12 protein-coding genes and 1 pseudogene are annotated in these 12,081 nt (G+C 73.6%); 3 read left to right on the top strand and 10 right to left on the bottom strand.

The features are described from left to right. From ACOJUF_RS08575 to lysS, 3 genes are all read right to left on the bottom strand, one after another. The coding region (locus ACOJUF_RS08575; RefSeq protein WP_420121440.1) for a Clp protease N-terminal domain-containing protein at positions 1-921 on the bottom strand (921 nt) is incomplete at its 3' end. Positions 922-1,227: 306 nt separating this feature from the next. Next, positions 1,228-1,587 (bottom strand): histone-like nucleoid-structuring protein Lsr2, encoded by a 360-nt coding sequence (locus ACOJUF_RS08570; RefSeq protein ID WP_420121439.1) that lies wholly within the window; start codon positions 1,585-1,587, stop codon positions 1,228-1,230. A gap of 233 nt (positions 1,588-1,820) precedes the next feature. Then, entirely contained in the window at positions 1,821-3,335 is a 1,515-nt protein-coding gene (lysS, locus tag ACOJUF_RS08565) for a lysine--tRNA ligase (protein ID WP_420121438.1), read from the bottom strand. 118 nt (positions 3,336-3,453) lie between these two features. On the opposite strand from lysS, the gene ACOJUF_RS08560 reads away from it, so the two are divergent. Beyond that, positions 3,454-4,410, top strand: coding sequence for a 3-methyladenine DNA glycosylase (locus tag ACOJUF_RS08560; RefSeq protein ID WP_420121437.1), 957 nt, complete (start codon positions 3,454-3,456; stop codon positions 4,408-4,410). Positions 4,411-4,437: 27 nt separating this feature from the next. Here the strand turns inward: ACOJUF_RS08560 and ACOJUF_RS08555 are convergent, their stop codons facing one another. After that, positions 4,438-5,508 carry a LacI family DNA-binding transcriptional regulator gene (locus ACOJUF_RS08555; RefSeq protein WP_420121436.1) on the bottom strand — a complete coding sequence of 357 codons (1,071 nt, stop codon included), beginning with the start codon at positions 5,506-5,508 and terminating at the stop codon, positions 4,438-4,440. A 151-nt stretch (positions 5,509-5,659) separates the two neighbouring features. Between ACOJUF_RS08555 and ACOJUF_RS08550 the strand changes: the two genes are divergently transcribed. Both ACOJUF_RS08550 and ACOJUF_RS08545 read left to right on the top strand, forming a co-directional pair. Continuing rightward, positions 5,660-7,303 carry an alpha-amylase family glycosyl hydrolase gene (locus tag ACOJUF_RS08550; protein ID WP_420121435.1) on the top strand — a complete coding sequence of 548 codons (1,644 nt, stop codon included), beginning with the start codon at positions 5,660-5,662 and terminating at the stop codon, positions 7,301-7,303. Positions 7,304-7,353: 50 nt separating this feature from the next. Beyond that, the gene (locus ACOJUF_RS08545) at positions 7,354-7,893 is read left to right on the top strand and encodes a hypothetical protein (protein WP_420121434.1); all 540 of its coding nucleotides are present in this window, start codon (positions 7,354-7,356) and stop codon (positions 7,891-7,893) included. Positions 7,894-7,978: 85 nt separating this feature from the next. On the opposite strand, the gene ACOJUF_RS08540 is transcribed toward ACOJUF_RS08545, so the two are convergent. The 6 genes and pseudogenes from ACOJUF_RS08540 to ACOJUF_RS08515 form a co-directional block, all read right to left on the bottom strand. Next, the gene (locus ACOJUF_RS08540) at positions 7,979-8,458 is read right to left on the bottom strand and encodes a DUF3180 domain-containing protein (RefSeq protein WP_420121433.1); all 480 of its coding nucleotides are present in this window, start codon (positions 8,456-8,458) and stop codon (positions 7,979-7,981) included. A 33-nt stretch (positions 8,459-8,491) separates the two neighbouring features. After that, entirely contained in the window at positions 8,492-8,983 is a 492-nt protein-coding gene (gene folK, locus ACOJUF_RS08535) for a 2-amino-4-hydroxy-6-hydroxymethyldihydropteridine diphosphokinase (protein WP_420121432.1), read from the bottom strand. Continuing rightward, the gene (gene folB / locus ACOJUF_RS08530) at positions 8,980-9,363 is read right to left on the bottom strand and encodes a dihydroneopterin aldolase (RefSeq protein WP_420121431.1); all 384 of its coding nucleotides are present in this window, start codon (positions 9,361-9,363) and stop codon (positions 8,980-8,982) included. The genes folK and folB overlap by 4 nt, the downstream gene beginning before the upstream one ends. Before the next feature lie 2 nt (positions 9,364-9,365). Then, positions 9,366-10,223 carry a dihydropteroate synthase gene (gene folP, locus ACOJUF_RS08525; protein WP_420121441.1) on the bottom strand — a complete coding sequence of 286 codons (858 nt, stop codon included), beginning with the start codon at positions 10,221-10,223 and terminating at the stop codon, positions 9,366-9,368. A gap of 71 nt (positions 10,224-10,294) precedes the next feature. Beyond that, entirely contained in the window at positions 10,295-10,939 is a 645-nt protein-coding gene (gene folE, locus ACOJUF_RS08520; protein WP_420121430.1) for a GTP cyclohydrolase I FolE, read from the bottom strand. Continuing rightward, positions 10,936-12,081, bottom strand: a pseudogene (locus ACOJUF_RS08515) (cell division protein FtsH); the annotation flags it as partial. The pseudogene ACOJUF_RS08515 and the gene folE, both read right to left, overlap by 4 nt.

Raw genomic sequence — 12,081 nt, 5'->3', positions numbered from 1 at the left:
CGGCTTGAGGATGGACGCCGCGTCGATCGCGCCCTCGGCCGCACCGGCCCCGACGAGGGTGTGGATCTCGTCGATGAACATGATGATGTCGCCGCGGGTGCGGATCTCCTTGAGCACCTTCTTCAGGCGCTCCTCGAAGTCGCCGCGGTACCGGGAGCCGGCGACCAGCGAGCCGAGGTCGAGCGTGTAGAGGTGCTTGTCCTTGAGCGTCTGCGGGACGTCGCCGCGGATGATCGCCTGGGCCAGGCCCTCGACCACCGCGGTCTTGCCGACGCCGGGCTCGCCGATCAGCACCGGGTTGTTCTTGGTGCGGCGGGACAGCACCTGCATGACCCGCTCGATCTCCTTCTCGCGCCCGATGACCGGGTCGAGCTTGCCCTCACGGGCGGACTGGGTCAGGTTGCGACCGAACTGGTCCAGGACCAGCGAGGTCGAGGGGGTGCCCTCGGACCGGCCGCCCTCGGCGGCCGCGGTCTCCTTGCCCTGGTAGCCGGAGAGCAGCTGCAGCACCTGCTGCCGCACCCGGTTCAGGTCGGCGCCGAGCTTGACCAGCACCTGGGCGGCCACGCCCTCGCCCTCACGGATGAGGCCGAGCAGGATGTGCTCGGTGCCGATGTAGTTGTGACCCAGCTGCAGCGCCTCGCGCAGCGACAGCTCGAGCACCTTCTTGGCCCGCGGGGTGAAGGGGATGTGGCCGGACGGGGACTGCTGTCCCTGCCCGATGATCTCCTCCACCTGGGCGCGGACGCCCTCGAGTGCGATGCCCAGGGACTCCAGCGCCTTGGCGGCGACGCCCTCACCCTCGTGGATGAGGCCGAGCAGGATGTGCTCGGTGCCGATGTAGTTGTGGTTGAGCATGCGGGCCTCTTCCTGGGCCAGCACCACCACACGACGGGCTCTGTCGGTAAACCGTTCGAACATGTGCACTCCTTACGGGCGTGCGCGATCAGGCAAGGTGCCACTCGTCCCGCTCGGCAGCGGATAGCTCACTCTAGTCGGCCGGCCCCGGCCGCCCGATCGACAGCGAGACGACGGTGACGTGGTGACGGCACCGCACACCGTGCCGTCACTGCACTCCAACGCTCCCCCAGGGGTTCTCGTTCCGCCACGGCGGGGGCTACGCCGTGGGCGAACAGCCGCCGGATCACCCGGCCGGGATACCCGACGACCCCGGCCCGCCAGCGGCGGGGACCGGGGTCGTCGGCACGGCCGTCGGGGCCGGAACGGTCAGTGCGCGGCCTCGAAGGCGGCCAGCACGGTCGCGGACAGGCGACCCCGCTCGGACACCTCGTAGCCGTTCGCCCGGGCCCACTCGCGGATCGCGGCGGTCTGCTCCCGGTCCGGCGCGGTGCGGGTGCCCCGGGCCGGCTTCGCGACCTTGGCCACCTTGGCGCGGCCGGCGCGGCGGGACCCGTCGACCCGGCGCGCGCCGGCGACATATCCGGCCAGCGCATCGCGGAGCTTTTCCGCGTTTTCCTCGCTCAGATCAATCTCGTACGCCACCCCGTCAAGCGCGAATGCGACGGACTCGGTGGCCTCCGAACCGTCCAGATCATCCACCAACGAGACGGTGGTCAAGGTTGCCATGCGTGAGCCTCCCACTACTGCAGATTTCATCCCCGAACGCCCAGGACCGGGCCTGTGGGGTCACTTCTACAGATTAGCCGGAAATTGTCGGCGACACACCGCCGGGGGTCGCCAGCACATTCACGGAGCGAAGGCAATCTTCGTGGCCGAGATCACGACCGTGAGAAATTGGTCACGAAGCGTATGACGCCGGTAACGTTCGAGAAAGAACGCGCCCGCTCAGTCCATTGCGGTCATTCGCCCGGGCGAACGAACGGGAACAGGATCGTCTCCCGTATACCCAGACCGGTGAGGGCCATGATCAAACGGTCGACCCCCATGCCCATGCCGCCGGACGGCGGCATGGCGTACTCCATCGCGCGCAGGAACTCCTCGTCGAGCACCATCGCCTCGTCGTCGCCCAGGCCGGCGAACCGGGCCTGGTCGACGAAACGCGCCCGCTGAATGACGGGGTCGACCAGCTCGGAGTACCCGGTGCCCATTTCCGTGCCCCGGATGTACAGATCCCATTTCTCGGCCAGTCCGGGCCGGTCCCGGTGGTCGCGGGTCAGCGGGGACGTCTCGGCCGGGTAGTCCCGCACGAAGGTCGGCGAGATCAGGTCGGGGCGCACCAACTCGTCGAACAGCTCCTCGGCCAGCTTGCCCGGCCCGTAATGCGGGGCGACCCCGACCCCGTGCTGCTGCGCCAGGGCGACCAGTTCGGCCATCGGTGTGTCAACGGTGATCTCCCGGCCGACGACGTCGGACAGCGAGCCGTACAGGGTGACCGACGGCCAGTTGCCGCCCAGATCGAATTCCCGGCCGTCGGCGTGCGTCACCGTCGTGGACCCGTGGACCGCGACCGCCGCATCCTGGATCAACGATCGGGTCAGCTCGGCCATCCCGTTGTAGTCCGACCAGGCCTCGTACGCCTCGAGCATCGCAAATTCCGGCGAATGGGAGGAATCCACACCTTCGTTGCGGAAGTTGCGATTGATCTCGAAGACCCGCTCGATTCCACCGACGGCCGCGCGCTTGAGGTACAACTCCGGCGCGATCCGCAGGTACAACTCCATGTCGAACGCATTCATGTGCGTCGAGAAGGGCCGCGCGGCGGCCCCGCCGTGCAACACCTGGAGCATCGGGGTTTCCACTTCCAGAAAACCCCGGTCGTGCAGGGTCGACCGCAGCGAGCGATTGACCGCCGCGCGGATCTCGACCGTCCGCCGGGCCTGCGGCCGCACGATCAAATCGACATACCGCTGCCGGACGCGGGCCTCCTCGGACAACGGCTTGTGCGCGACGGGCAATGGACGCAGGGCCTTGCCGGCAATGGACCAGGAATCGGCCATCACCGACAGTTCGCCGCGCCGGGAGGTGATCACCCGGCCGTGGGCGAACAGGTGGTCCCCCAGGTCGACGTCCCGCTTGAACGCGGCCAGCGATTCCTCGCCGACCCCGGCCAGCGAGACCATGATCTGCAATTCGGTGCCCGAGTCGCCGGCACCGCCCTCCCGGATCGTGGCGAAGCACAGCTTCCCGGAGTTGCGGAGGAAGATGACGCGGCCGGTGACGCCGGCCACCTCACCGGTGTCGGTGTCCGCCGGCAGGTCCGGGAACCGTTCCCGCAGCTGAGCCAGGCTCGTGGTCCGCGGCACCACCACCGGGTACGGCTCGACGCCGGAGTCGAGCAGCCGCTGCCGCTTCTCCCGGCGCACCCGAAGCTGCTCGGGCAGGTCGTCGTCATCCGTGGGGGTCGGTGCACTCACGACGGACCAGCCTACTTTGCCACCCGGCGCCCACCGACCGCCCACCGACCGTCCACCGACCGCCGGACCGACCGCAGGACGGGCCGCCCGGCGGCGGCGCGGGGCGGAGAATGGGGCGGTGACGACGACCGGGCTCGCGGTGCTGCCACCGCACCGGTGGCGCGAGGAGGAATCGGCGCATGCCCCCCGGGTCGACGCGCTGACCGCTGGGCACCGCGCACGGGCCCGGGCCGGCCAGCCCCATCCGGTCGAGGACTTCCTGTTCACCTACTACCCGTTCCGCCCCGGACAGCTCCGGCGATGGCATCCCGGCGCCGGCACGGCGCTGGCCGACGCCGGGGACCGGGCGCAGTGGCGCTTCCACCGGGTCCTGGACGGTCCGGGGTCGGTGGTGACGGTCGACCTGCCGGCCTTCCTGGCCGCCCGCGGCGATCAGGTCCGGTTCGTCGGCCGGCTCCAGGCGACCGTCGCGGCCACCCCGGGCCAGTTCGGCTGCTTCGGCCTGCACGAATGGGCGATGGTGTACCGGATGTCCGCGGACGACCTGCGGCACGGCGGGCGACCGTTGCGCCTGGGCCGCGAGGGCACCGACGAGGTCGTGCGCGACCACCAGATCCGGTGCAGCCACTACGACGCGTTCCGGTTCTTCACCGCTGCGGCCCGCCCGCTCAACCAGCTACGACCCACCCTCGAGGCGCGGGTCGGCCTGGAGCAACCCGGCTGCCTGCACACCTCGATGGACCTCTACAAATGGGCGTACCGCCTGCTGCCGGCGGTGGACAGCGACCTGGTCGTCGACGCGTTCGAGCTGGCCAGGGCGATCCGCGAGGTCGACATGCGGGCGTCCCCGTACGACCTGACCGATCTGGGGTACCCGGCCATCCCGATCGAGACGCCCGCCGGCAAGGCCGAGTACGTCGCCCGGCAGCGGGAGTTCGCCGAGCGGGGTGGCCGGCTGCGGCGGCGGCTGCTCGACGCCGTGCAGGCGATCGCGGCGGCCGGCCGGCCGGCCGGCGATTCCCCGGACGGACCCACGGAGGCACACCCGGGGACAATCTCCCGACGGACCGGGTGACGGCCGGACCGGGAGCGCGCGGCGGGCTCAGCCGCCGGCCCGCGGCGGTCCGCTGGACCCCCGGACCTGCACGTGCACGGGCAGCGTGCGCCGGCGCGGCGGATCGCCCGGGCGGTGGCTGAGGTACAGGTCACCGGCCAGGCGGCCCTTGTCCAGCAGGGGTTGGCAGACCGTGGTCAGATCGGCGCCGGCCGCGTCGGGGATGCCGTCGTAGCCGGTGACGGTCAGGTCGTCGGGGATCGCCAGCCCGCGGGCCCGGGCCGCGTCCAGGGCGCCGAGCGCCAGCACGTCCATCATCGCGCAGACGGCCGTGACCTCCGGTGCCCGGTCCAGCAGCGCCGTCAGCGCGTCCGCCCCGGCCGCCCGGGACAGAACGGGACGCTGCTCGACGACCGGGTCCGGCCGGCCCGCCGCCGCCAGCGCCTCGGCCACGCCCAGGATCCGGTTGCGGTGCACCGACGGCGGCGCGGCCCACAGCGCGTCCAGGTCGACGGCCCCGGCGTGGGCGCCGCGGCCCGTCGAGGTGATGATGCCGACCCGCTCGTGCCCCAGGCCGGCCACCAGTTCGCCCAGCAGCCGGCCGCCGGCCCGGTCGTCGGCGCCGACCCAGTCGACGTCGGGCAGGTCGGGCGGCGAATCGACCACGACCGTGGGCAGGCGGCGCTGCCGGATCCGGTCCAGATGCGGATCCTCGACCGGCACGCTGTAGACCACGAATCCGTCGACGACGGCGTTGGCCACCGCGTCCGGCCGGCCCCCGGACGCCTCGGAGGAGATCAGCAGCAGATTGAGGCCGGCGCTCTGGCAGCTCGCGGACAGGCCCTGCAGGAAGCGGACGGCCGCCGGATCGGTGAAGGCGTGCCCGAGCTCGTCGGTGAACAGCAGACCCAGGGTGTCCGTCCGGCCCCGGCTGAGCTGGCGGGCCGCCGGGTCGGGCCCGCCGTACCCCTGCCGGGCGGCCTCGGCCAGGACGCGCTCCCGGACCGGGACCGAGAGCTTCTCCGGGCGGGTGAACGCGTAGGAGACGGTCGCCACCGACACCCCGAGCACCCGCGCGATGGAACTCATCGTCGGGCGTCGCGCGTCGCGGCTGGCCATGCCGCCACGCTACCTGCTGGTTAAGCGTTAACCCAGCACCGACCGGCGCAGGTGCCCCTGCGACATGGGCTGACAACCCTCTTGACGGGCGCTTGGTGAAGCGGTTAACTAGTCCGAGTCAGCGTCCGACGAGCGAACCGGGAGCCCGCCCATGTCACCCTCACTGCCCGAATCGCCGGTGGTCGCGGTCGAGTCCGCCCACCCCTGGTGGCGCAGTGCGGTGATCTACCAGATCTACCCCCGCAGCTTCGCCGACGGCAACGGCGACGGGATCGGCGATCTGGCCGGCATCCGCTCCCGGCTGCCGTACCTGGCGGGGCTGGGCATCGACGCGATCTGGTTGAGCCCGTTCTACCCGTCGCCGCAGGCCGACGCCGGGTACGACGTCTCCGACTACCGGGACGTCGACCCGATCTTCGGCACCCTGGCGGACTTCCATGCCCTGGTCGAGGAGAGCCACGCCAGCGGGCTGCGGGTGATCATCGACATCGTGCCGAACCACACCTCGGACCGGCACGCCTGGTTCCAGGCCGCGCTGGCCGCCGGACCGGGCAGCCCCGAGCGGGGCCGCTACATCTTCCGCGAGGGCCGCGGACCCGACGGGTCCCTGCCGCCCAACAACTGGGTGTCGAACTTCGGCGGCCCGGCCTGGACCCGGGTGCCGGACGGCCAGTGGTACCTGCACATCTTCGCCCCGGAGCAGCCCGACCTGGACTGGACCAACCCCGAGGTGGTCGCCGAGTTCCAGGACATCCTGCGCTTCTGGATGAAGGCCGGCGTCGACGGTTTCCGCATCGACGTGGCGCACGGGCTGGTCAAGGACCCGGACCTGGTCGATCTGCCGGGCGGCGCTGAGGGTCACCTGCTGACCGCGGCCAACACCAACGACCATCCGCACTGGGATCGCGACGAGATCCACGAGGTCTACCGGGGCTGGCGCGCCGTGGTCGACGAGGTCGGTGGCGACCGGGTGTTCTGCGCGGAGGCCTGGGTGCCGAACCCCTCGCGGTTCGCCCAGTACCTGCGGCCGGACGAGCTGCACACCGCCTTCAACTTCGACTACCTCAACGCCGAGTGGGACGCCACCGCCCAGCGCACCGCGATCGACACCACGCTGGACACCCTCGGCGCCGTCGGGGCTCCCGCCACCTGGGTGCTGTCCAACCACGACGTCACCCGGCATCCGACCCGCCTGGGCGGCGGCGAGCTGGGGCTGCGCCGGGCCCGTGCGGCCACCCTGATGATGCTGGCCCTGCCCGGCGGCGCCTACGTCTACCAGGGCGAGGAGCTCGGGCTGGAGGAGGTCTGGGACATCCCGGCCGAGCTGCGCCAGGACCCGATCTTCTCCCGCACCGGCGGCGAACGGGTCGGTCGCGACGGCTGCCGGGTGCCGCTGCCGTGGTCCGGGACGGCGGCGCCGTTCGGCTTCGGGCCGGCCGGCGAGCCCTGGCTGCCGCAGCCGGCCGGTTGGGCGGACCGGACGGTCGAGGCCGAACTCGCCGACCCGGGCTCCAGCCTGCACTTCTACCGGGCCGCCCTGGCCGTGCGGCGCAGCCGTCCGGAGCTGCACGAGGACGGGCTGACCTGGCTGCCGACCGCCGACGGCATGCTCGCGTTCCGCCGCGGCGACGGGCTGGTCTGCGCCGTCAACTTCACCGACGGACCGCTGCCGCTGCCCGACGCCGCGGCCGGCGCGGGCGTGCTGATCGCCAGCCGGCCCGACGCGGTGGACGGCGACCCGGCCGGAGCGCGGCTGCTGGTGGCGAACAGCACCGTGTGGTGCGCGGCCAACTGAGCCCGGTGGCCGGGCCCGCTTCGTGGCGGTGCGACGGGTGCGGGACGGCGGTGGCCGCCGACGGCGGCGTGCTGGCGTTCCGCACCCAGGCGCAGGAGCCGTACGCGACCGGAGGTTTCCGGATCCTGCACGGCGGCTGCGTGCCGCCGGCCGGGTCCCGGACCGGTGGCCCCGCCGGCACCTCGCCGGGCCCGGCATCGGACTCCTCGATGGGCACCTCGCCGGACTGCGCGTTCGGCTCCTCGCTCGATGCCCCGCCCGACTCCCGGCTCGACACCCCGTTCGACACCCCGTTCGACACCGTCGAGCTGGCCGCCTGCCTGGACCGGGACGGGCTGAGCCTGCTGCTGGCCTTCCTCAGCGCCGGCCCGGGCCGGCCGGGCGAGGGCGGGCCGGCCGTGCAGGACCTGGACGAGTTCGTCGACCTGATCCGGCGGCTGCACGTGCCGTACTACGAGCCGGCGCGGGACCGGTTCGACGACCCGGCCGTCCGGGAGGCCCTGCGGCGCGGCGACCGGGTCGGCCCGTACCAGTCACCCGAGCTGCGTCGCCTGGCCGCAGGCGAGGCGGGACCGGCCGCGCCACGGTGACCCGGACCGGTCGGCCGCGCCCATCGGGCCCGAGGAACGCCGGGCCGGTCGGGCTCGGACGCCGGGCCGATGCCCGGCCGGCCGGCTACCTGCCCTTGGGCACCAGGCAGCTGCGTTCGAGGAACAGGGCACCCGCGACCATGACGACGGCGCCGGCCAGCCCGACGAACCCGGTGATGCCGTCGGCCCGGGCGGCGGCCACGTCTGCCCAGGACGGCAGCACGAAACCGAGCAGGCCGAGCCACAGGCCGGCCAGCGCGGCCCCGGCCAGGGCGGTGGCCTTGGCCACCATGACGGCGCGGGCCGCGGTCAACGGTTCGACCGGGCGGGGTGCGGGCGCCCCGGCGGTCTGCTCGGGGGGCCGGATCCGGCGCCGCAGCCCGAACCCGGCGACCGCCTCGCCGACCCCGAGGAGGGCCGCGAGCAGCCCGGCCAGCCGGGGCAGCGGCGGGATCCGGGCATAGCTCACGCGCACCAGCAGGTAACCGGCCACCGCCGCCACCAGGCAGACCACGGCCAGGTCCCGCCAGCGGGTCAGGCCCATCCGGCCGTCGTCGGTGGTCACCGGGGCCGGGCCGGCCCGCGGCCGGATCGGGGGTCAGTGCACATGACCGACCCGGGCGATACCGGTGGTGTCGAGCTCGTCGAGCAGGTCGGCGATCGGGCCGGCACCGGGCAGCTCGGCCCCGGGATCCACCTCCACCCACGGCGCGAGCACGAATGCCCGCTCGGCGGCGCGCGGGTGCGGCAGGGTCAGCTCGGGATCGTCGCTGAGCACGGCGTGCCCGTGCACCTCCACCAGCACCACGTCGGCGTCGAGCGTGCGCGGGCCCCAGCGGACGGCCCGCACCCGGCCGGCCGCCTCCTCCAGCGCCTGGCAGCGCCGCCACCAGGCCAGCGGGTCGTCCCCGTCGTCCTCGGCGATCACCACGATGTTGTAGAAGTCGGGTTGCTCCACCCCGCCCCAGGGCGGGGTGCGGTAGATCGAGGACACCGCCCGGACCGTCCGGCCGAGGCTGCGGACGGCGGTCTGCAGGTGGGCCGTCCGGTCGCCCAGGTTCGAGCCGAGCGAGAGCACCGCCCGGCTCATGACGGCGCCGCCCCCGGCCGCCGCAGCGACCGCCGGACGGTCACCGCGACGTCGGCGAAGGTCAGCGGGATCGGCGCGGCCGGCTTGTGCACCGTGACCTCGACCGCGTGCACCGGGTACCGGGCCATGATCTCGTCGGCGATCCGGGCGGCGACCGTCTCGATGAGGTCGCGGGGAGGCCCGGTGACGATCCCGGCGGCGAGCTCGGCCAGCTCGCCGTAGTGCACGGTGGCGCTCAGATCGTCCGACCCGGCCGCGGCGGTCAGGTCGAGCCAGACCGTGAGGTCGACGACGAATCGTTGCCCGTCGCGCTTCTCCTCCGGGAACACGCCGTGGTGGCCGAACAGCTCCAGTCCGGTCAGGGTGATCCGGTCCGCCATGCCTACACCCTGCCCGAGGCGCCCGCGGTGGGTCGCGGCAGGGTCCGGGTCGGGCCCCGGCCGGAGACGGCGGTGGCGACCCGGACCGCGTCCAGCGAGTCGGCGACCTCGTGCACCCGGACACCCCAGGCCCCGGCGGCCGCGGCCAGGGCCGAGATCGCGGTGGTCGCCGCCTCCCGGCCGTCGGGCGGCCGGGGACCGGCCGCGCCGGCGAGCAGGGCCCCCAGGAACCGCTTGCGCGAGGCGCCGACCAGGATCGGGAAGCCCCAGCCGGCGCCGTCGAGACCGGTGATCGCCGGCAGCGCCCGCAGCAGCGCCCAGTTGTGCTCCGCGGTCTTGGCAAAGCCGAGTCCGGGATCGAGCACGAGGTGCTGCTCGGCGACGCCTGCGGACAGCGCGGCCTCGACCCGGGCGGCCAGTTCGGCCCGCACGTCGTCGACGACGTCGCGGTACACCGCCAGGGCGTCCATGCCCGCACTGTGCCCGCGCCAGTGCATCAGGATCCACGGGACGCCGGCGTCGGCGACCATCGCGGCCATCTCGGGATCGGCGAGCCCGCCGGAGACGTCGTTGACGATCTGCCCGCCGGCGTCCAGGGCGGCCCGGGCCACGGCCGCCCGGGTGGTGTCGACGCTGCAGACCACGCCGGCGGCGACGAGCTCGGCGACGACCGGGACGACCCGGTCGGTCTCGACCGCGGCCGGGACCCGGTGGGCGCCGGGTCGGGTCGACTCGCCGCCCACGTCGACGATGTCGGCCCCGGCGGCGGCCAGCGCCAGGCCGCGCCGCACGGCGGCGGCGACGTCGAGGTAGCGGCCGCCGTCGGAGAACGAATCGGCGGTCACGTTGACCACGCCCATGACCACGGCCCGGTCGGCCTGCCGGTCGGACTGCCGGTCGGACTGCCGGTGGGACGCTGCCCGGCCGGTGCTCATCGGCCGGTGATCAGGCTCATCGCCTCGGCGCGGGTGCGGTCCTGGGACTGGAAGATGCCCCGGACCGCGGAGGTCGTGGTCACCGCCCCCGGCTTGCGGATGCCGCGCATGGCCATGCACAGGTGCTCGGCCTCGATCACCACGATGGCCCCGGCCGGCCGCAGCCGGTGCACCAGCGCGTCGGCGATCTGGGTGGTCAGCCGCTCCTGCACCTGCGGGCGCCTGGCGAAGCCGTCGACCAGCCGGGCCAGCTTCGACAGCCCGGTGACCCGCCCGTCGGCGCCGGGGATGTAGCCGACGTGGGCCTTGCCGAAGAACGGCACCAGGTGGTGCTCGCAGGTCGAGTACATGTCGATGTCCCGCATGAGGATCATCTCGTTGTGGTTCTCGTCGAACGAGGTCTGCAGCACGGTGCTCGGGTCGACGCGCAGGCCGGAGAACTGCTCGGCGAACGCCCGCGCGACCCGCGCCGGGGTCTGCCGCAGCCCGTCCCGGTCCGGGTCCTCGCCGACCGCGAGCAGCAGCTCGCGGACGGCCGCCTCGGCCCGCGCCTGGTCGAACCCCGGGCGGTCGGCCGCGCCGTTGGCCGCCCCGTCGGCCGAGCCGTCGGTGACCGCCGTTTCGGGCGGTGCCGTGCTCATGAGGTCCGCCCGCGCGGGTCCTTGGGCGGCGCCCACGGATCCTGCGGGTCGATCGGCCCGGCCGGGGGCGGCGGCGGGCTCTGACCCCACCCGCCCTCGCCGTTCGGCGGGTAGCCGTTCGGGGGATGACCGTGCGGCGGGTACCCGTTGGCCGGATGGCCGTTGCCCCCGGACTGGGTGCCGTTCGGCGGCGTCCCGTAGCCCGGGGTGCCGTTGCCGGGCGGGCCGTACGCGCCGCCCTGGGGCCGCTGGTGCGGGCCCGGCTCGTACGGGCCGAGCGGTCCCGGCAGGACCCCGCCCGTCCAGTTCGCGCCCGGGGCCTGACCCAGCTGGGCCTCGGGCTTGGCGGTGGTGTAGCCGCCCTGGCCCGGGTGGTCGGCGGCCACGCCGACCGGCACCGGCTCGGGTGCGCGCGTGGGCTTCTCCGGAGCGGGCGGCGGCCAGGGCTCGCCGCGCTCGATCGCCAGCTCGCCGGGGGTCTTGATCGGCGGCCGATCGGACGGGAGCCGGGGACCGAACTCGTCGAAGGCGGTGATCCGCGGCCGCTTCTCCACCTCGGCGAAGATGACCTCGAGATCCCGGCGTTCCAGCGTCTCCTTCTCCAACAGGGCCGCGGCCAGGTTGTCCAGGATGTCCCGGTAGGTGTTGAGCACCGCCCACGCCTCGGTGTGCGCGGCCTCGATCAGCGCCCGCACCTCGCCGTCGATCTCGCTGCCGACCTCGATGGAGTACTCCGGCCCGCTGCCGTAGGTGCGGCCCAGGAACGGCTCGTCGTCGCCGTGGCCGTACTTGACCGCGCCCAGCTTGGCCGACATGCCGTACTCGGTGACCATGGCCCGGGCGATCTTGGTGGCCTGCGCGATGTCGGAGGACGCCCCGGTGGTGGGCTCGGCGAAGACCAGCTCCTCGGCCGCGCGGCCGCCCATGGCCATGACCAGTCGGGCGATCATCTCCGACCGGGTCATCAGCGACTTGTCGTCCTCGGGGACGACCAGCGCGTGGCCGCCGGTCCGGCCGCGGGGCAGGATCGTCACCTTGTAGACCGGCTCCAGCCCGGGCATCGCCCAGGCCGCCAGCGCATGCCCGCCCTCGTGGTAGGCGGTGATCTTCTTCTCCTTCTCGGAGATCACCTTGCCGCGCCG

The organism is Nakamurella sp., from assembly GCF_048594475.1.
Classification (GTDB): Bacteria; Actinomycetota; Actinomycetes; order Mycobacteriales; family Nakamurellaceae; genus Nakamurella.
Note: the sequence above shows the minus strand (reverse complement) of the source record. Positions and strands in the feature narration are given on the sequence as shown.

Bases quoted from the DNA above. Each gene is read 5' to 3' on its own strand.
- folE (WP_420121430.1), bottom strand. From the start codon at position 10,939: ATGAGCACGGCACCGCCCGAAACGGCGGTCACCGACGGCTCGGCCGAC.
- ACOJUF_RS08550 (WP_420121435.1), top strand. From the start codon at position 5,660: ATGTCACCCTCACTGCCCGAATCGCCGGTGGTCGCGGTCGAGTCCGCC.
- ACOJUF_RS08570 (WP_420121439.1), bottom strand. From the start codon at position 1,587: ATGGCAACCTTGACCACCGTCTCGTTGGTGGATGATCTGGACGGTTCG.
- folP (WP_420121441.1), bottom strand. From the start codon at position 10,223: ATGGGCGTGGTCAACGTGACCGCCGATTCGTTCTCCGACGGCGGCCGC.
- folB (WP_420121431.1), bottom strand. From the start codon at position 9,363: ATGGCGGACCGGATCACCCTGACCGGACTGGAGCTGTTCGGCCACCAC.
- folK (WP_420121432.1), bottom strand. From the start codon at position 8,983: ATGAGCCGGGCGGTGCTCTCGCTCGGCTCGAACCTGGGCGACCGGACG.
- ACOJUF_RS08555 (WP_420121436.1), bottom strand. From the start codon at position 5,508: ATGGCCAGCCGCGACGCGCGACGCCCGACGATGAGTTCCATCGCGCGG.